Below are 17,473 nucleotides of genomic sequence, written 5' to 3'. Positions count from 1 at the left end.
GTTGACTTGCCCCACCTGTCGGGGTCAGGAATGCGCCATGTTCTTAGCTATCCCCTTTCCCGCCATCTCGCCCGAACTTTTCTCGGTTGAGATCGGCACTTTTACCTTCGCCCTGCGCTGGTACGCGCTGGGTTATTTGGCTGGCATTGCAATTGGCTGGTGGATCATAGCGCGAGCAATCTCAAAGCCCCAACTTTGGCGCGGTGACGTTCCGATGACGCGGACCCAGTTGGAAGACCTAGCCACATGGGCGATTGTCGGAATCGTTTTGGGGGGCCGCTTGGGCTATGTGCTGTTTTACGACCCAGCCCATTTCCTGGCAAATCCACTGGATATCCCCAAGGTCTGGACGGGCGGAATGTCGTTTCATGGCGGCTTCCTTGGCATTGTCGCGATCACCTGGCTGTTTGCCCGCAAACACGGGATCGCCGTGGCAAAACTGGCAGACCTGATGGCAATCGCTGCCCCGATTGGCATCGGGTTGGTGCGGGTCACAAACTTCATCAACGCCGAACTATGGGGGCGGCCAACCGACGCTCCATGGGGCGTCATTTTCCCCGGCGAAGCCGCGCAAAGCTGCCCCGGTTGGGATGCAGCCCTCGGGGCTTGCGCCCGCCACCCCAGCCAGCTTTACGAAGCGATACTTGAAGGACTGGTCTTGGCAGTGGTGCTTCTGACACTCGCGTTCCGGCAAGGCTGGCTGAAACGTCCGGGCATGCTGACCGGCGCATTCTTTCTGGGTTATGGACTGTCCAGATTCATCGTCGAGTTCTTCCGGCAGGCCGACATGCAATTCATCACACCAGACAACCCCTGGGGTCACGTCATCCGAGCTGGCGAGTTCGGGCTGACAATGGGTCAAACTTTAACCCTGCCGATGATCGCTGTGGGCATTCTCACCCTGATTTGGGCTGCGAGACGCCAACAAAGGGCCTCAGAATCATGACCCCGCTGGCCCAACTATTGGCGCGCCGAATTGCGGCCACCGGCCCGATATCTGTCGCCGACTTTATGGCGGAATGTTTGATGCATCCAGAACATGGTTATTATGCGACCCGCGATCCGTTGGGCGCGCGGGGCGACTTCACCACCGCTCCGGAAATCAGCCAGATGTTTGGCGAAATGATCGGGTTAGCATTGGCACAGGCATGGCTTGATCAGGGGGCTTGTAAATCATTCACGCTTGCCGAACTGGGCCCCGGACGCGGGACGCTGATGGCCGACATCCTGCGGGCAACCAAAGGTGTTCCCGGATTTCATGCAGCAGCCGACATTCATCTTGTCGAATTGTCTCCGGTATTGAAGGCAGCGCAGGCCGCAAAGCTGGCCCCACACGCCATCACGCATCACGACACCGTCGCCGCCCTGCCCGACCAGCCCTTGTTTCTGATTGCCAACGAGTTCTTCGACGCTTTGCCCATCCGCCAGTTCCTGCGCGAAGGCGCGGGATGGCGCGAACGGCAGATCGGTCTGGATGGGGATAAACTGACAATCGGCATGACCGGCCCCGTGCCCGCCCGCGACATTGCCTTTCGACTTGAGGACACGCGCGACGGGGATGTCGTCGAGTGGTGCCCCGCAGCCCCCACCATCATGTCAGAGATCACGACGCGAATAACCGCACATGGTGGCGCCGCCCTGATCATAGACTATGGCGACTGGCGCTCATTGGGCGATACGTTGCAAGCCGTGGTCGCACATGAACATGTTGATCCGCTCGCCGCCCCCGGCGAAGCAGACCTGACCGCACATGTGGATTTTGAGACCTTGGTGCAGGCGGCAGCGCCCCTGACGCCGCACCTTCTGACCCCGCAGGGTGTCTTTCTTGAGCGGTTGGGCATCACGCAACGTGCCCAGACGCTTGCTGCACAGATCAGCGGTGCAGCGCTTGAGGCCCATATCGCTGCACACCGGCGCTTGACGCACCCTGGTGAAATGGGGACGCTCTTCAAAGTGCTGGGACTGACTCGCGCGGATGCGCCGGACTTGCCCGGCCTTACCCGCAATCTGGCCCAAGTAGATCCGACATGACACTGGAAATCATCACATCTGACGCGCTTGCACCGTTGCAACACGGGTTCTTCACGCGTCGAGGCGGCGCGTCTTCGGGTGTTTATGCGGGTCTGAACTGCGGCACCGGCAGTCAAGACCAGTCCGAACTGGTTGTGATCAATCGTGACCGTGTCGCCAATGCGATGGGTGTGGATGGCGACATGATGTGTGGCGTCTTTCAGGTGCACTCGCCGGATGTTGTGACTGTGGATGAGCCGATCAACGGCGAAAAACCCGAAGCTGACGCCCTTGTCACCGCCACTCCCGGCCTTGCCCTGACAATACTGACCGCCGATTGCCAGCCAGTGCTGTTTGCCGACCATGATGCGGGCGTCGTTGGGGCCGCCCATGCCGGGTGGAAAGGCGCAATTTCTGGTGTGCTTGGGGCAACTGTTGATGCGATGGTCGATCTTGGTGCCAATCGCGAGAACATCACCGCCATCATCGGCCCAACAATCAGTCAACGCGCTTATGAAGTCGGTCCTGAGTTCTTGGACAGTTTTATGGCCGAAAACCCAGACTACAGCCGTTTTTTCGCGGGCGGAGACGGTGACCGGGCCATGTTCGATTTGCCGGGTTTTGGATTACATCTGCTGCGTGAAGCTGGTGTGGGTCATGCCGAATGGGTGGGGCATTGCACCTATTCCGACCCTGATCGCTTTTTTTCTTACCGGCGCAGCTGCCACAAGAAAGAACCGGATTACGGACGATTGATTTCGGCCATTCGGTTGTAAGATCGCATCCAACCAACCACGACGCCTTACAATTTACCGTGACGCCCGCCTGAAAACAGGAGAGATTTAGGGCGCTTCACGCATCCGCGCTTCCAAGATATCAAAGGGCACGCCAGGTTCGTCTTTCGCGCCACGAATGACCAATGACGTTTTAACTGATGCCACATTTTCTGCTGCAGTCAGTTCTTCGGTCAGGAAGGTCTGGAACGTCGACAGGTCGGGTGCGACGCATTTCAGCACGAAATCAACTTCGCCGTTCAACATGTGGCATTCGCGAACCAACGACCAGCCGCGGCACTGTTTTTCGAAAGCGGACAGGTCAGCCTCGGCTTGGCTGACAAGCCCCACCATAGCAAAAACCTGCACTTCGAACCCAAGGGCGCGCGCATCAACTTTTGCGTGGTAGCCACGGATCAATCCCTGTTCTTCCAAAGTTCGAACGCGACGCAGGCAGGGTGGTGCCGATATGCCCACCCGCTTGGCCAGCTCTACGTTCGTCATGCGACCATCCGCCTGAAGCTCTGCGAGAATCATGCGATCAATCGGATCAAGTTTGCTTACGGACATAAATAAACCTTTTCAGGAGGGCGCGCTGATCCCGGTAGAACCAGTGTTATCGTTGGAAATTGCGCAGAGATTACCGCTGGATACCCAAATACGCAACAATCTTTCGTAGTCGCGCAACATAATTTCTGCAAAAACCATGGATGCCAATGTGGCGGCGCAAACGATCCATTTTCTGCACGGGCTTCCCACCAGCCGCGCGCCGCCTTATATGCGTTGGGAACCCTGAATACCCAAGGATATCCGCATGCCTGACACTCGTAAAACCAAAGTCCTTATCATCGGCTCCGGCCCGGCTGGCTACACGGCCGCAGTCTATGCATCCCGCGCGATGCTGGAACCCATTCTTGTTCAGGGCATGGAACCCGGCGGCCAGCTGACAACCACGACCGAGGTCGAGAATTGGCCCGGAGAAACCGAAATCCAAGGCCCCGACCTTATGGTCAAGATGGAAACCCATGCCAAAGCGGTCGGCACCGAGATCATTGGCGACCTGATCACAAAGCTGGACCTGTCCGAACGCCCGTTCACAGCGACCGGTGACAGCGGCATGGTCTACAAGGCCGACGCTGTTATTCTGGCCACCGGAGCACGCGCCAAATGGTTGGGGCTTGAGAGCGAAGAGAAATTCAAAGGCTTCGGCGTCTCGGCCTGTGCCACATGTGATGGGTTCTTCTATCGCGGGCAGGAAATCGTTGTCATCGGCGGCGGCAACACCGCTGTTGAAGAAGCATTGTTCCTGACCAACTTCGCCTCAAAAGTCACGCTGATCCATCGCCGCGACGAGTTGCGTGCCGAAAAGATCCTGATCAACCGGCTCATGAAGAATGACAAGATTGTTCCGTTGTGGGATCATACGTTGGAAGAAGTCGTCGGCGACGAAAATCCATTGGGCGTTACCGGCGTGCGGGTCAAGCATGTGAAAACAGGCGAAGTTACGGAAATCCCAGCCAAGGGCGTTTTCATCGCCATCGGTCACGCCCCCGCGAATGAATTGGTCAAAGATACGCTGGAAACGCATATGGGCGGCTATGTGGTCACCAAACCGGACTCAACGGCCACCTCGATCCCCGGCGTCTTTGCTGCGGGCGATCTGACGGATCACAAGTACCGCCAGGCGGTCACAAGTGCAGGCATGGGCTGCATGGCCGCGCTGGAAGCCGAGCATTTTCTGGCCGAGCAAGAATGATCCCTTTCACCGGCAACGCATATCGTCTGGTCTTTACGGATCAGGATGCAATGTTGCCGGTTCGCTCGCCGGAGGGACGATTTCATCATTCCGGCCAAACAGCCATCTATACGTCCCTTTCGGTTGAGGGGTGTGGGGTTGCCATCAAACGCTACCTGACCTCTGAAGGCGCTCCGCGCCACATCGTACCGCTTAAGGTCGAACTCGAAAGTGTCGTCGATATTCGCGGTCAGTCAGAAGCCGCGGTCGTATGGCAAGATTTTCGCGCCATAGGGCAGCCCGCTCCGACTTGGGACCACTCGGACCATGCCCGCGCGGATGGTGCACAAGGTTTGATGTATTCATCGCGATCCCGCCCAGACCTGACACATCTGGTTTTGTTCGATGCCAGCCCAGACCGGCTTCACATCGCCGGCTCGCCGATACCCTTCCCCTGACCCTTTTCGGCGTTGCCTGAGCGCCGTTGCGCCCGTGCCACGGTTGGCAATATCGCTCATATCCGCGTTTTTCTGCTTTGCCTTTCCGGTCAAACATGCAATGCGTTCACGCATGAACACTCTTTGAGTCGCTTGTTATGTCGTCGCAACTGCTGAAAACCAACCCTGCCGAGGAAGACCAGATCTTCCGCCTTCTGCGCCAGCTTGATAGCGCGCCGGAGGCTTCGCAGCGTGCAACCGCATCGGCAATCGGAATTTCTCTGGGACGGCTGAACGCTCTTTTGCGAATAAGCGCAGAGCGTGGGCTGATCCGGATCAGCGAACGTGTTGGTCCCGACAAGCGCCAGCGCTTCGCCTATGCGATCACCGCAAGGGGCGCGGCCGAAATGGTGCGGCTCCGAGATCAATTCCTTACCAGAAAGTTTGCAGAATACGACGCTTTACACGCGGAACTGACCGGCACTTCCAGCGGTCTTTCGCCATTAAAACACAGGACACATCCAATGCAGAACAACCTATCGCCGATCCCCGAGCTTTATGTCTCGTATGAAAGCGCGCAGAAGCTGAAAGTTGAAGCCGGTGATCTGATCAGCCATGATTTGACCCCGCGCCAAACCTGCGACCTTGAACTTTTGATGAACGGCGGTTTTAACCCGCTTAAGGGCTTTTTGTCTGAAGCAGATTATGATGGCGTCGTGGAAGACATGCGGTTGGCTGATGGCACCCTTTGGCCGATTCCGATCACACTGGACGTCTCGGAAGATTTCGCCAAAACCATCGAACTAGGCCAGGACATTGCCCTTCGCGACCAGGAAGGCGTCATTCTGGCCACGATGACTGTCACCGACCGCTGGGAACCCAACAAAGCACGCGAAGCCGAGAAAGTTTTTGGTGCTGACGATGATGCTCACCCAGCAGTGAACTACCTGCACAACGTGGCGGGCAAAATCTATCTGGGTGGTCCGATTGTCGGCATTCAACAGCCTATCCATTATGATTTCCGCGCCCGTCGCGACACGCCGAACGAGCTGCGCGCTTATTTCCGCAAGCTGGGTTGGCGCCGCATCGTGGCGTTCCAGACCCGCAATCCGCTTCACCGTGCGCATCAGGAACTGACCTTCCGCGCCGCGAAAGAGGCTCAGGCCAACCTGTTGATCCACCCTGTCGTCGGCATGACAAAACCGGGCGATATCGACCACTTCACCCGCGTGCGCTGTTACGAAGCTGTGTTGGATCAATATCCCGCTGCCACCACCACGATGAGCCTGCTGAACCTCGCCATGCGTATGGCTGGCCCGCGCGAAGCTGTCTGGCACGGCCTGATCCGCAAGAACCACGGCTGCACCCATTTTATCGTGGGTCGTGACCACGCTGGCCCCGGCAAAAATTCTGCCGGAGAGGATTTCTATGGCCCCTATGATGCCCAAGACCTGTTCCGCGAGCATCAGGACGAAATTGGCGTCGAAATGGTGGACTTCAAGCACATGGTCTTTGTGCAGGACCGTGCCCAGTACGAACCAGCCGACGAGATTCTGGACAAGGATGACGTGACGATCCTGAACATCTCGGGCACCGAACTGCGCCGCCGCCTGTCTGAAGGTTTGGAAATTCCTGAATGGTTCAGCTTCCCTGCCGTCGTGGAAGAGCTGCGCAAGACCAAACCGCCGCGCGCGGAACAGGGCTTCACTGTCTTCTTCACCGGCTTCTCTGGGTCGGGAAAATCCACCATCGCCAACGCCTTGATGGTCAAATTGATGGAAATGGGCGGGCGTCCCGTCACGCTTTTGGATGGTGACATCGTGCGTAAAAACCTGTCGAGCGAGCTTGGCTTCTCAAAAGAACACCGCGACTTGAACATCCGCCGCATCGGCTATGTCGCCTCCGAGATCACCAAGAACGGCGGCATCGCCATCTGTGCGCCCATTGCGCCCTATGCCACCACCCGCCGTGCCGTCCGCGAAGACATCGAACAATTCGGTGCGTTTGTCGAAGTGCATGTCGCCACCTCGATCGAGGAATGCGAGCGTCGTGACCGCAAGGGGCTGTACAAGCTGGCGCGTGAAGGCAAGATCAAAGAGTTCACCGGCATCTCGGACCCTTATGACGTGCCGAAGAATCCAGAACTCAGTGTGGAAACGGAAAATGTCGATGTCGACAATTGCGCTCACCAAGTTTTGTTGAAGCTGGAAAACATGGGTCTGATCCGCGCTTAAGAACCGGATATGTCAAAACAGAAAAACCCGGGGATTTCCCCGGGTTTTTGATTTGTTGTTGGGCAGGCCGCGACTTAGTGAATCGACACCGGCGAAAAATCGTTCTGGCGGGCCAGCGCATAGGCCAGATCGCGATCAACGACCAGCGCCAATTGCTCGCCATCTTCGCGGTGCACCGCATAAAGTGTTTCTGCGCCATCTGCCTGCGCACGCGCTTCGTCTTGAAGCGCATCGGGCAAGTCATCAATTGCAACGGCTTTTACATAAACAATGTTGCCGATGTCGGATTTTTCCAAAGGCATTCTGTGGTTCATCTGCTCACCCCTTTTTGATCTGGATTGTCTGCACCAGACGCTCTGGCTCGGCCCGTTCAAGGTCAATGTGCAAAAGCCCGTTCTCGGTTTTGGCCCCTTTGACATCCACACCATCGGCCAGCACGAAGCTTTTCATGAACTGGCGCGCTGCAATACCCCGATGCAGGAACACACGTTCGCCACCGGCGTCGTTTTGCGCCCCACGGATCATCAGCTTTGCGTTCTCAATGGTGATAGACAAGTCGTCATCGGCAAATCCAGCCACCGCTAGCGTGATGCGATAGGCACGGTCGCTGACCTGTTCGATGTTAAAAGGGGGATAGCCGTCCTTGCCGGTTTTTGCGGCCTGTTCGACCATGCGTTCAAGCTGTTCAAAGCCCAGCAAAAAGGGATGCGTTCCCAAATTCATCTTTGTCATCGACACGTCCTTAAAGAAGCGACACGTTGGAAGGCCCCAAACTGGCGACCTTGGTGAAAATATGGGGCCTGACCGCGCGCCTTGCAAGGGGTGCCTTTTTCTGGCTTTGGCGCTTGCATGTCGCTATGCTGCAGGCGCACGCGCCTAAAAAGAATGGCCCACATCGATGAGCAACGCCAAAGAGATGAAAACCGAAGATGTGCTTCGGGTGGAGCTAGAGGTTTTCCGCGCCGAGCACAGGGATCTTGATGATGCGATCCATGCGCTGGAAGAGCGCGGGCGCGCGGATCAACTGCAGCTTCGGCGTCTCAAGAAGCAAAAGCTTGCTTTGAAAGACAAGATTGCCTTGATCGAAGATAAACTGACGCCGGATATCATTGCCTGATTGCATCAGCGCCCCGGCCCCTTATAAAGCGGGCTTCCAAGACGTGAGGTCACCATGACAGATGTGAAAGTCGGGATCATTATGGGCAGCCAGTCCGATTGGCCCACGATGAAAGAAGCCGCCAATATTCTGGACGAGCTGGGTATCAGCTACGAGACGAAAATCGTTTCAGCTCACCGTACCCCAGATCGGCTTTGGTCCTACGGCAAAACCGCTGCGGATCGTGGACTTCACGTTATCATCGCTGGCGCAGGTGGCGCCGCCCATCTTCCCGGCATGATGGCATCCAAAACCCGCGTGCCCGTGGTGGGCGTGCCCATTCAGACCCGCGCGCTCTCTGGCGTCGACAGTCTTTATTCCATCGTGCAAATGCCGAAAGGCTTCCCGGTTGCCACCATGGCCATCGGAGCAGCGGGAGCGGCCAATGCAGGTTTGATGGCTGCAAGTATTCTTGCCGTGTCAGACGCGGCCTTGGCCCAAAGACTGGACGCTTGGCGCGCTGCTTTGTCCGCCTCAATCTCTGACGAGCCGACCGATGACTGAGCCCCTCGCCCCCGGCGCTACAATCGGTATCCTTGGTGGTGGTCAACTTGGGCGAATGCTGTCGGTCGCTGCGTCTCGGCTTGGTCTAAAGACGCATATCTTTGAACCCGGTGCGAACCCGCCTGCCGGGCAGGTGGCCGACCGTGTAACAACTGCGGGTTACGACGATACCGCTGCGTTGGAAAAATTTGCAGCCGCAGTCGAAGTTATCACTTACGAGTTCGAGAACATCCCAACCGCCGCATTGGACGTTCTGGAACGCCACCGTCCGATCCGCCCCGGCCGCGAATCGTTGCGCGTTAGTCAGGACCGATTGACTGAAAAAGACTTCCTGTCCGACCTCGGCATCAAAGTTGCGCCATATAAAAACGTCGAAACATTTATGGACTTGCAAGAGGCCATGGATCTCATCGGCACGCCCTCCATCCTGAAGACCCGCCGGTTCGGATATGATGGAAAAGGACAAGCCCGGATCATGTCACCCGATCAGGCAGACCAAGCCTTTTCCGACATGCAGGGTGCGCCCTCGGTCCTGGAAGGGTTCGTCGATTTCACACATGAGGTCAGCGTGATTGCTGCGCGCGGTGTCAATGGTGACATCGCCTGTTTTGACCCCGGCGAGAATGTCCACAAGGACGGCATTCTTGCGACAACAACAGTGCCCGCCCGTCTGACCAGCGCCCAGCGCACTGACGCGGTCTTGCTGGCTGCGAAAATCTTGAACGCTTTTGATTATGTCGGTGTCATGGGCGTCGAACTTTTCGTTACATCACAAGGTCTTATCGTAAACGAAATCGCCCCCCGTGTGCATAACTCAGGTCACTGGACCCAGCAAGGTTGCGCAGTCGATCAGTTTGAGCAGCATATCCGTGCTGTTGCTGGCTGGCCGCTCGGAGACGGGTCGCGGTATGCAGATGTCGTGATGGAAAACCTGATCGGCGACGATATGCTCCGCGTGCCAGAGATTGCAAAAGAAGCCAACGCGTCGTTGCACTTATATGGCAAGGTGGACGTAAAACCCGGGCGAAAGATGGGGCATGTGAACCGCGTTCGATTGAATCAAAATTAGCACACTTGCAGCATTTGGTTTTCAGGCACCTGCAGCCGGAGGCTCTTGTCGTCTAGGTTGTCCATATGGCAATGAAGGTGGAAACTTTAAAAAGGCGGTATCAGTAGTCTCAGGGTTTTGCCGATAACTTAGGCGGCACAGCACTAGATATGACCCAGAAAAGTGTTCCATGCCCTAAGTTTTGTGGTTAATAAAAATCAATCTCGCTTTTAAGGTAGTGGATCTGTGTAATGGCCCAATTTGGCGCTCGAAAAGTCTTAACATGCCTCTCTTTGCTGTTGGTGTCAGAAGCTGCTATCGCTGGCAACTTGTCCGACCAGACAACAGACGCGCCGGTCGAAGTGATTGACGAAGATCGGTCACCCTTTTGGGAAGGGCCTTATGTTGGTGCCACTCTTGGTTACAGTTTTAGTGGCGGCGATCGAATTGGCATTACCCAGACTGGTGGCTCGAGCCTTCTGCTGGGGAAATATGATAGTAGTGGCTGGGCAGGCAGTTTGCGCGCTGGTTATCGTTGGCAACTGAACCGTTGGGTTATCGGCCCAGAGATCGCTGTCGAAGGTGGGAAAATCGAAGATACCTTTTCCTCAAGCGGCTATAGTGGAACCACAAAGCTGAACAACGCGCTGTCTCTTCGCTTGAAAGCTGGCTACGTTTGGCCCGTTCTAAACTCAGTTGTGTACGGAACCGTCGGCCTGTCGCGCGCTGAATTTGACTATAGCGTTGTCGGGTCCGGATCGGCCGGAGCTTTGGCAATCGACGAGACCTACAGCAGCAATGGATACATCTTGGGGTTCGGGATCGAGCAACCGCTGACAGAGCGCTTGTCGGTCACGGGCGAGTATGAATACCAGAACTACGGTAAGAATTCGCTTTCAGACGGGTTGGGCAACAGCACGCTTGCGACACCGTTGTTTCACTCGGTCAAAGTGGGTCTGAATTTACGCTTCTGAACGGCTAACGTCAACGCGACCGCCGACCTTACCCGCAGGGCTTAGTAGGCTTTGCGGCGGAATGGGCGCAGGAACGCGCCCAGTATTAGGGACACCAACAGCCAGCCCCCCACAAAACCGATCCCGGCGCACAGCAGACCGTCTGCGGTGACCGGTATGGCCGGTCGATAATCTTCCCATGTTCGTTTGACGAGATCGGTATCGCGAAAATGCCAGACCTTGGCCAGCCGCGCCAATGGCTCTGTGCCTTTCAACGCAGTATGTGCTGCGTCCAGACGGTCGAAGCGTGCGAAATTGACTTTCATCTGATTGCGCAGGTTGTTCTGGAAGTCGGAGCCGCCCATTTGGTCAAGCGCTTGATCTCGGGTGTATCCTGCCGCCTGTGCGGTCAGGTCAAACCCTGTTGTGACCACTTTCAACTCTGTGCGCGCACCCGCAAGGCGCTGCATATACTGCTGCGAAAACTCGGGGAATTGGCTGAACGCCACTGCCCCTGAAAGCCCGCCAACCATCGCCAATGCTCGGATCATCTGCGTCACCCGCTCGTTTGTTCTTTTCCAGCAGCTTCACAAAGAGACCTGTCGAGGTCAAGGGGAGCCGTATACCCGTGACCTCAACCAAGAACGGCGCGCTGCGGGGCGCGCCGTTTGGTCAAGTTTAGCTGTTGGACCTAGAGCCCGCGCACATGGTGCGGCTTAAAGATATCGACTACCTTTGCGATCGCGGCCTCGGGCGACAGCTCTTCGCTTTCGCCGGTCTTGCGCGAGGTCAATTCGACCACGCCGTTTTTCAACCCGCGCGGTCCGACAGTGATGCGCCACGGCAGACCGATCAGGTCCATCGTCGCGAACTTGCCGCCTGCCCGTTCGTTGCGGTCATCATAAAGCGGTTCCAACCCAGCATTGGTCAGTTGCTCGTAAAGTGACTCGCAAGCCGCGTCCGCCTCGTCATCGCCCTGCTTCAGGTTGACGATCCCACAATGGAAAGGTGTCACGCCTTCGGGCCAGATGATGCCTTTGTCATCATGGCTGGCTTCAATGATCGCGCCCAATAGGCGGCTGACGCCAATTCCGTGCGAACCCATATGAACCGGCACCTGTTTCTGGTCTTTATCAACCACCGTCGCGCCCAGCTTGTCCGAATAGGTCGTACCGAAATAGAAAATCTGGCCAACCTCGATCCCGCGCGCCACGCGGCGGCGTTCTTCGGGCACCTTGTCAAACTCTGCCGCATTATGCGTTTCATCCGTGCGGGCATATCGCGAGGTGAATTCATCCATGACGCCCTGACACTGCGCCACGTTATCAAAGTCGATGTCGCGGTCACCGAACGTCAGGTCCGTGACTTCACTGTCATAAAACACTTCGCTTTCGCCGGTGTCTGCCAGCACAAGGAATTCATGCGTGTAGTCGCCACCGATTGGGCCGGAGTCCGCGCGCATCGGGATCGCTTGCAGCCCCATGCGCTCGTAGGTGCGCAAATAGCTGACCAGATGACGATTATAGGCGTGCAGCGCGTCCTCTTTCGTCAGGTCGAAATTGTAGCCGTCTTTCATATAGAATTCGCGACCGCGCATAACGCCAAACCGCGGGCGAATTTCATCGCGGAATTTCCACTGGATTTGATAGAGCGTCAGCGGCAGGTCTTTATACGAATTGACATGCGCACGGAAAATATCGGTGATCATTTCTTCCGCGGTCGGCGAGAAAAGCATGTCGCGTCCATGACGGTCCTGCATCCGCAACATTTCTTCGCCATAGCCGTCATAACGACCGCTTTCGCGCCATAGGTCCGCCGATTGGATGGTCGGCATTTGCATCGGGATATGACCCGCGCGCATCTGTTCCTCGTGGACGATATTTTCGATCTTGCGCAACACCTTGAAGCCCAGCGGCAGCCAGGAATAGATGCCAGCGGATTGCTGTTTAATCATACCAGCACGCAACATGTAACGGTGCGAAACGATCTGGGCCTCGGATGGGGTTTCTTTCAGCACAGGCAGGAAATAGCGGGACAGGCGCATGTGGACCTCTGTTCAAACGCGAAAACTTCCCAAGCGGTCTATGACATCATGGCAGGCGGAGCAATCATGCAATGAGGCGACGACCCGGTTTCCCGTGGATTGGCGCTTAAAAGCCTGCCAAAGGCTGTAAGATTTCAAGTGGGTTACCAGCAGGCAACGCGGCTTGGCATGCTCAGCTTACGCCCTAGATCGAACCGCCGACACTGATCGTAAGTTTTGTTGTTTGATCCGGTGTGACCTTGCCGTCTTTGTAGACAACGCCAAGCCCTGCCTCACCGGAATAGCTGACGCCCGGCTTTCTTGGTTCGTATTGATGGCCTGTGCAGCCGGCAAGCAATGCACAGATCAGACTGCTTGCAACGATAATGCGCATTTGTTTTCCCTTCGAAACGCCGGAAAAGTTTCAACACTGGCCATCATTCACCCTGACGCCGACATGGACAAGGGCAAAAGTCGCGCCTCCGCAGCTTGTGACCACATATCACCAACCCTTGAAAAGCCGTCAAAGCTGGGCGACATAGGAACCAGCACAATAAGGAACCCCCATGGCCTTACCCGTTCAGACTCAAGCCAAATACTGGTCCATTGCTATCGCGCTGTCAGCGCTGGCCCTTTGGTATCTGGGTGACGTTATCATGCCATTCATCCTGGGCGGCGCGATCGCCTACTTCCTTGACCCAATTGCAGACCGCCTTGAAAATATGGGGCTTTCTCGGGTGGTGTCGACCGTCATCATCTCTGTTTTGGCCATTCTGCTTTTCGTCATCGCGATCTTGCTCGTGGTTCCGACCCTTGTCTCGCAAGCGCTTGCGCTGGCCAATGCAGCACCGGACCTGTTTCGTCAGTTGCAGGGTTTTCTGACCGAAAACTTCCCGTCACTGATGGACGAAAACTCTACACTGCGCCAATCGCTGGAAAGCCTTGGGCAAACCATCCAAAGCAAGGGTGGGGAACTTGTGGGCACGCTTCTGAGCTCGGCTATGGGAGTGCTCAACATTGTCATCCTGCTGGTCGTAACCCCCGTCGTGGCCTTTTACATGCTGCTTGACTGGGACCGGATGGTCGCAAAGATCGATATCCTATTGCCACTTGACCACCGCCCGGCCATCCGCCAGATCGCGTCCGATATCGACCGCACGCTGGCAAGTTTCATCCGTGGGCAAGGTTCAGTTTGCATCGTTCTTGGCACATATTATGCCGTTTCTCTGATGTTGGTCGGCCTGCAATTCGGGCTGGTCGTCGGGTTCATCGCCGGGCTGATCACCTTTATTCCCTATGTCGGCGCTCTTGTCGGGGGCGCATTGGCCATCGGCCTTGGGCTATTCCAGTTCTGGGGCGACTGGTGGAGCCTTGGGGCTGTCGCGGTGATCTTCCTTGTCGGGCAATTCTTCGAAGGAAACATCCTGACACCTAAGCTGGTTGGCAGTTCCGTCGGGCTGCACCCGGTCTGGTTGATGTTCGCGCTGTCAGTTTTCGGCTATTTGTTTGGCTTCGTCGGCATGCTTGTTGCGGTGCCCGTTGCCGCATCGCTGGGTGTGGTTGCGCGGTTCTTTATCGAACGATACCAGGAGGGGCGGCTTTATCAGGGCCTCGCAGGCCGGCCAATCAATGACGAAAGCGACCCCGAGTAATGGCCGAACAATTGACCTTCGACCTGCCTGCGCACGCGGCGCAGGGTCTGGATGATTTTTTGGTCACGTCGTCAAATGCTGCGGCGATGGCCGCCATCGAGGGTTGGCAGAATTGGCCCAACCGCAAACTGGTCCTGGTCGGCGCGCAGAGCACAGGAAAAACCCACCTGACCCATGTTTGGGCAGGTCAGAGCGCCGCCCGGATAATTGATGCGAGCGCTCTTGCTGACCTAGACATCCAGACATTCGCAGGACAGTCAGTTGCTGTTGAAGATGCTGAACAAGTCGCTGGCGACAAAGTGGCAGAAACCGCGTTGTTCCACTTGCACAATCTGGTTCTGGCCGAAGGCGGCGCACTGTTGATCACAGCGAATGCCGCGCCATCGCGTTGGGGCATACACTTGCCCGATCTGAAAAGCCGAATGGAGGGCACCACGATTGCCCACCTGGACGCACCAGATGACCTGCTGCTGTCTGCCGTTCTGGTCAAACTTTTTGATGACCGGCAGATCGCAGTTCCTGCCAACCTCATCGACTATGTTTTGCCGCGCATGGGTCGGTCTCTTGCTGCCGCTGCAAAACTGGTCGCACAATTGGACCACGCGGCTCTTTCGGAAGGCCGTCCGTTAACCCGCGCACTTGCCGCGCGCATACTGAACAAAGATTTCGGAACAGGGACATAACGTCACCTTCCCGTCGCAAAGAAGAGTGATAGAGTGCTGTTATGAACAAGACAAATACACCCCAAATTCCGCTCGCTGATTTCCTTGCTTCGGGCTTTCCTGCCGCGCAAACTCTTCCTACTGAAGAGTACGAAGGGCCCCGGCGGTTCTTTAACCGTGAACTCAGCTGGCTCGGTTTTAACTGGCGCGTACTTGAGGAAGCCGAAAACCCTCGCGTCCCCTTGCTGGAACGTTTGCGGTTCTTGTCGATTTCAGCCGCCAACTTGGACGAGTTTTACACCGTCCGCGTGGCCGGTCTTCGTGAACTGGTGCGCGAGGGGGTTACAACACCTGCTGCCGACGGCCTGAACCCCGCCGAACAGTTGAAACTGATCAACTCTGATGCCCGTGCTCTTATGGCCCATCAACAAGGGGTGTTTGAGAATTTGTCGGTCGAGATGCAGGAAAATGGTATCATCATCTGTCGGCGTGAAGATTTGACAGATGCCGACCACGCCCATTTGGATCACGTGTTTCTTACTCAGGTCTTTCCTGTTCTATCGCCATTGGCCATTGACCCTGCCCATCCGTTCCCATTCATCCCGAACACCGGCCACACGCTGGCCCTTCAGTTGGAGCGCAAATCGGACAAACAGAAACTGCAGGCACTGCTTCCCATTCCGCAGCAGATTGATCGGTTCGTGCCGCTTCCGGCGGAAGAGGGTCAATTCCGATTCCTGCCGCTGGAAGATTTGCTGCTCGAGCATCTTGGATCGCTGTTCCCCGGATATGCAGAAAAAGGTTCCTGTGCCTTCCGTATCTTGCGCGACAGTGACCTGGAAGTTGAAGACGAAGCCGAAGACCTTGTGCGCGAATTCGAAACCGCCCTCAAACGCCGCCGCCGCGGCGAGGTAGTGCGCATGAAGATTACCAAAGGTGCACCGTCAGGTCTGCTGTCGATGATTACGCGCGAGTTGAAAGTCTCGGATGATGAGATAGTCGAGGTCGATGGGATGATTGGCATGGCTGATCTGGACCAGCTTGTCCTGAAAGATTTGCCTGATCTACTTTGGCCCAGCTTCTCGCCCCGCATACCGGAGCGGGTGCAGGATCACGACGGCGACATGTTTTCGGCAATCCGCCAGAAAGACATGTTGCTGCATCATCCCTATGAAACCTTCGATATGGTCGTTCGGTTCCTGCATCAGGCTGCACGCGATCCCAATGTGGTCGCAATCAAGCAAACGCTATACCGCACCTCTCTTGACAGTCCGATTGTCACCGAACTGTGTGAGGCTGCAGAGGACGGGAAATCTGTAACCGCGTTGGTTGAGCTGAAAGCCCGTTTTGATGAAGCTGCGAATATTCGTCAGTCACGTCGACTGGAACGTGCGGGCGCGCATGTGGTGTATGGGTTCATCAACTACAAAACTCACGCAAAAATCTCGACCGTTGTCCGGCGTGAAGGGGACGAATTGGTGACCTATACTCATTATGGCACCGGCAACTACCACCCCATTACGGCGCGCATCTACACCGACCTCAGTTTGTTCACCTGCGACCCGGCCCTTGGCCGGGATGCGACGCGGGTATTTAACTATCTGTCTGGGTATGCGGAGCCTCAGTCCCTTGAGAACCTTTCCATTTCCCCATTGGATCTGAAGTCGACATTGATTGCACGTATCAAGGCGGAAGCGGCATTCGCGAAGGAGGGCAAGCCCGCGGAAATCTGGGCCAAAATGAATTCATTGGTCGAACCGGACGTCATCGACGCCCTTTACGACGCATCGCAAGCCGGTGTGAAGATCAGCCTTGTCGTTCGTGGCATCTGCGGCTTGCGCCCCGGCATCAAAGGCCTGTCCGAGAACATCCGGGTAAAGTCGATCGTTGGTCGCTTCCTTGAGCATTCGCGCATTGTCTGTTTTGGCAACGGCTATGGTCTGCCCTCTAAAAAATCGCGTGTTTACATGTCGTCTGCCGATTGGATGGGCCGCAACCTGAACCGCCGCGTTGAGACCTTGGTCGAAATTCAGAACCCCACTGTCAAAGCCCAGATCGTCAGTCAGGTGATGGCCGCAAATCTGGCTGATGTTGCTCAAAGTTGGGTGATGCAGCCTGATGGAAGCTTTCAGCGTGCCGACCTGACATCCGTTGACCACCCATTCAATTGTCATCGGTTCTTCATGGAAAACCCGTCCCTTTCAGGACGCGGGTCAGCAGGTGCGTCTGACGTACCGGAACTTGCGCATTCACAAGATTGATCGCAGTCGGCCGCCCGGCTAAAAT

Annotated in this window: 19 protein-coding genes; 13 read left to right on the top strand and 6 right to left on the bottom strand. The window is 56.3% G+C overall.

Going from position 1 to position 17,473, the window contains the following annotated elements; genetic code table 11:
• Positions 1-37: 37 nt before the first annotated feature.
• Genes lgt through pgeF form a run of 3 tightly spaced genes read left to right on the top strand, consistent with a single transcriptional unit; the run spans position 38 to position 2,786 of the window.
• Positions 38-946, top strand: coding sequence for a prolipoprotein diacylglyceryl transferase (gene lgt / locus K3556_RS04140; protein WP_260518467.1), 909 nt, complete (start codon positions 38-40; stop codon positions 944-946).
• Positions 943-2,031, top strand: coding sequence for a class I SAM-dependent methyltransferase (locus K3556_RS04135; protein ID WP_260518466.1), 1,089 nt, complete (start codon positions 943-945; stop codon positions 2,029-2,031). Before lgt ends, K3556_RS04135 begins: the two co-directional genes overlap by 4 nt.
• Positions 2,028-2,786 (top strand): peptidoglycan editing factor PgeF, encoded by a 759-nt coding sequence (gene pgeF / locus K3556_RS04130; protein ID WP_260518465.1) that lies wholly within the window; start codon positions 2,028-2,030, stop codon positions 2,784-2,786. The genes K3556_RS04135 and pgeF overlap by 4 nt, the downstream gene beginning before the upstream one ends.
• Before the next feature lie 66 nt (positions 2,787-2,852).
• On the opposite strand, the gene K3556_RS04125 is transcribed toward pgeF, so the two are convergent.
• Entirely contained in the window at positions 2,853-3,353 is a 501-nt protein-coding gene (locus K3556_RS04125; protein ID WP_260518464.1) for an Lrp/AsnC family transcriptional regulator, read from the bottom strand.
• Positions 3,354-3,597: 244 nt separating this feature from the next.
• Between K3556_RS04125 and trxB the strand changes: the two genes are divergently transcribed.
• The 3 genes from trxB (at position 3,598) to K3556_RS04110 (ending at position 7,189) form a co-directional block, all read left to right on the top strand.
• On the top strand, positions 3,598-4,539 hold the full coding sequence (gene trxB / locus K3556_RS04120) for a thioredoxin-disulfide reductase (protein ID WP_260518463.1): 942 nt from the start codon (positions 3,598-3,600) through the stop codon (positions 4,537-4,539).
• Entirely contained in the window at positions 4,536-4,976 is a 441-nt protein-coding gene (locus K3556_RS04115; protein WP_260518462.1) for an RES family NAD+ phosphorylase, read from the top strand. Before trxB ends, K3556_RS04115 begins: the two co-directional genes overlap by 4 nt.
• A 137-nt stretch (positions 4,977-5,113) precedes the next feature.
• Entirely contained in the window at positions 5,114-7,189 is a 2,076-nt protein-coding gene (locus K3556_RS04110; RefSeq protein ID WP_260518461.1) for a bifunctional sulfate adenylyltransferase/adenylylsulfate kinase, read from the top strand.
• A 74-nt stretch (positions 7,190-7,263) separates the two neighbouring features.
• Here K3556_RS04110 and K3556_RS04105 read toward each other — a convergent pair whose 3' ends face one another.
• On the bottom strand, positions 7,264-7,503 hold the full coding sequence (locus tag K3556_RS04105; RefSeq protein ID WP_260518460.1) for a DUF1150 domain-containing protein: 240 nt from the start codon (positions 7,501-7,503) through the stop codon (positions 7,264-7,266).
• A 4-nt stretch (positions 7,504-7,507) separates the two neighbouring features.
• On the bottom strand, positions 7,508-7,921 hold the full coding sequence (locus tag K3556_RS04100; protein ID WP_260518459.1) for an Hsp20 family protein: 414 nt from the start codon (positions 7,919-7,921) through the stop codon (positions 7,508-7,510).
• 166 nt (positions 7,922-8,087) lie between these two features.
• Here K3556_RS04100 and K3556_RS04095 point away from each other — a divergent pair, with 166 nt between their 5' ends.
• From K3556_RS04095 to K3556_RS04080, 4 genes are all read left to right on the top strand, one after another.
• Entirely contained in the window at positions 8,088-8,306 is a 219-nt protein-coding gene (locus K3556_RS04095; protein WP_260518458.1) for a YdcH family protein, read from the top strand.
• Positions 8,307-8,360: 54 nt separating this feature from the next.
• Positions 8,361-8,849: a 5-(carboxyamino)imidazole ribonucleotide mutase gene (gene purE / locus K3556_RS04090; protein ID WP_260518457.1), complete on the top strand. Its 489-nt coding sequence runs from the start codon at positions 8,361-8,363 to the stop codon at positions 8,847-8,849.
• Positions 8,842-9,918, top strand: a complete 1,077-nt coding sequence (locus K3556_RS04085; RefSeq protein ID WP_260518456.1) for a 5-(carboxyamino)imidazole ribonucleotide synthase — start codon at positions 8,842-8,844, stop codon at positions 9,916-9,918. The genes purE and K3556_RS04085 overlap by 8 nt, the downstream gene beginning before the upstream one ends.
• A 281-nt stretch (positions 9,919-10,199) precedes the next feature.
• Positions 10,200-10,871 carry an outer membrane protein gene (locus tag K3556_RS04080; RefSeq protein WP_260518455.1) on the top strand — a complete coding sequence of 224 codons (672 nt, stop codon included), beginning with the start codon at positions 10,200-10,202 and terminating at the stop codon, positions 10,869-10,871.
• A 41-nt stretch (positions 10,872-10,912) separates the two neighbouring features.
• Here K3556_RS04080 and K3556_RS04075 read toward each other — a convergent pair whose 3' ends face one another.
• The 3 genes from K3556_RS04075 to K3556_RS04065 form a co-directional block, all read right to left on the bottom strand.
• Positions 10,913-11,401, bottom strand: coding sequence for a DUF2937 family protein (locus tag K3556_RS04075; RefSeq protein WP_260518454.1), 489 nt, complete (start codon positions 11,399-11,401; stop codon positions 10,913-10,915).
• 140 nt (positions 11,402-11,541) lie between these two features.
• Complete coding sequence (gene proS / locus K3556_RS04070) at positions 11,542-12,894, bottom strand: proline--tRNA ligase (protein ID WP_260518453.1); 1,353 nt, start codon at positions 12,892-12,894, stop codon at positions 11,542-11,544.
• A gap of 184 nt (positions 12,895-13,078) precedes the next feature.
• Complete coding sequence (locus K3556_RS04065; RefSeq protein ID WP_260518452.1) at positions 13,079-13,267, bottom strand: hypothetical protein; 189 nt, start codon at positions 13,265-13,267, stop codon at positions 13,079-13,081.
• A gap of 172 nt (positions 13,268-13,439) precedes the next feature.
• Between K3556_RS04065 and K3556_RS04060 the strand changes: the two genes are divergently transcribed.
• Genes K3556_RS04060 through K3556_RS04050 form a run of 3 tightly spaced genes read left to right on the top strand, consistent with a single transcriptional unit; the run spans position 13,440 to position 17,448 of the window.
• A complete protein-coding gene (locus K3556_RS04060; protein WP_260518451.1) occupies positions 13,440-14,525 on the top strand; it encodes an AI-2E family transporter in 1,086 nt (361 codons plus the stop codon).
• Positions 14,525-15,208: a DnaA ATPase domain-containing protein gene (locus K3556_RS04055; RefSeq protein ID WP_260518450.1), complete on the top strand. Its 684-nt coding sequence runs from the start codon at positions 14,525-14,527 to the stop codon at positions 15,206-15,208. Before K3556_RS04060 ends, K3556_RS04055 begins: the two co-directional genes overlap by 1 nt.
• A 41-nt stretch (positions 15,209-15,249) precedes the next feature.
• The gene (locus K3556_RS04050; protein WP_260518449.1) at positions 15,250-17,448 is read left to right on the top strand and encodes an RNA degradosome polyphosphate kinase; all 2,199 of its coding nucleotides are present in this window, start codon (positions 15,250-15,252) and stop codon (positions 17,446-17,448) included.
• The last annotated feature ends 25 nt before the right edge of the window (positions 17,449-17,473 follow it).

Origin of the sequence: Aliiroseovarius sp. M344, assembly GCF_025140835.1 — a bacterium.
GTDB lineage: Bacteria > Pseudomonadota > Alphaproteobacteria > Rhodobacterales > Rhodobacteraceae > Aliiroseovarius.
This window is presented reverse-complemented; position numbering and strand designations above follow the sequence as displayed.